The following is a 1,502-nucleotide window of genomic DNA, read 5'->3' as shown; positions in this document are numbered from 1 at the left end:
GAGGTTGTCAATTCCTTTGTGTATGTAGAGGCGTGCGGCCTTGCTGGTCGGGTCCTGGGAGTGGTTACTTTCGGTGATCTTGCTGGGGTCAGAGGGGGAGGCGGTCGGGGAAGGCGAGCATGAAGTGGTTCATGGCGCGCTTCCAGCCGAGGGTGCCGGTGCCGCGGACGCGCCCCTTGGGGATGGGTCCGTCGCCGTCGATGTGGCGGCCTTCGATGCGGCGGATGCCGAGGTAGAGGAGCTTGATGGCGGCGTCGTCGGAGGGGAAGTGTCCACGCGTCTTGGTGATCTTGCGCAGTTGGTAGTTCAAAGACTCGATGGCGTTGGTGGTGTAAATCACGCGCCTGATCTCGCGGTCGAAGGCGAGGAAGGGGATGAACTCCTCCCATGCGCGCTCCCAACTCGCTATCAAACCAGGGTAGTTCTTGCCGTAATCGGCCCTCAGCTCGTCCAGGGCGGCCAGGGCCTCGGACTCGGTGCTCGCGGTGTAGATCGGCTTCAGTGCGGCGGCGACCTTCTTGCGGTCGGTGTAGGACACGTACTTCATCGAGCTGCGGATCAAGTGCGTCACACAGGTCTGGACCAGGGCCTTCTCCCAGACGGTGTTGATTGTCTCCGGGAGGCCGGTCAGTCCGTCGCAGCACACGATCAGGGCGTCCCTCAGGCCGCGGTTCTTGAGCTGGGTGAGCACGTTCAGCCAGAACTTCGAGCCTTCGGTGTCCTGCAGCCAGATGCCCAGCACGTTCTTGATGCCGTCCACGTCGACCCCGATGACCAGGTGGGCGGACTTGTTGGTGACCATGCCGCCGTCGCGGACCTTCACGCTCAGAGCGTCGATGTAGAGGATGGGGTAGACCTCGTCAACGGGCCGGTTCTGCCAGGCGGTTATCTCATCAGCGATCACGTCGGTGATCTTCGACACGAGGGCCGGGGACACCTCGGTGCCGTAGACCTCCTTGAGGTGGGCGGTGATGTCGCGGGTGGTCATGCCCCGCGCGTACAGGGACAGAATCATGTCGTCGACCTGGGCCAGCCGCCGCCGGCCCTTGGGCACGATCACCGGCTCGAACTCGGCCTTGCGGTCCCGGGGCACCTCCACCCTGACCGGACCGGTCACCGTCGTGAGCGTCTTGGGGTAGGAGCCGTTACGGGAGTTGCCCGAACCCCGGCCGGCCGGGTCCCCCGCCTCATAGCCGAGGTGGTCGGCCATCTCCACCTGCAGGGCCCGCTCCAGTACCGCCTTCATCATCTGCTGCAGCAGACCGCCCTGGCCGTCGATACCGACCCCGGCCTCCTCCGCGTCCGCCAGCATCCGGTCGATCGCCGCCGGCGACATCGCCCCGGCCAGCCGACGCGACGCCTCCTCACGGCGCTCGTCGGACTCGGCGTACGGGCTGGTTTCGTTCATCAGGTCACTCACTGTGCGTCACATTCCTGGTGTCAGCCAGGGCCCGACCAGCACCCAGCAAGATCACCTCTTACACAGAGGAGTAAACAGCCTC

General features: G+C 65.0%; 1 protein-coding gene. It reads right to left on the bottom strand.

Annotated elements, in window-relative coordinates; translation table 11 throughout:
* Nucleotides 1-88 precede the first annotated feature (88 nt).
* Nucleotides 89-1,348 carry an IS256 family transposase gene (locus ACFV9O_RS40365; protein ID WP_385428065.1) on the bottom strand — a complete coding sequence of 420 codons (1,260 nt, stop codon included), beginning with the start codon at nucleotides 1,346-1,348 and terminating at the stop codon, nucleotides 89-91.
* Nucleotides 1,349-1,502 lie beyond the last annotated feature (154 nt).

Origin of the sequence: Streptomyces sp. NPDC059909 (assembly GCF_042730885.1) — a bacterium.
GTDB lineage: Bacteria > Actinomycetota > Actinomycetes > Streptomycetales > Streptomycetaceae > Streptomyces.
Note: the sequence above shows the minus strand (reverse complement) of the source record. Positions and strands in the feature narration are given on the sequence as shown.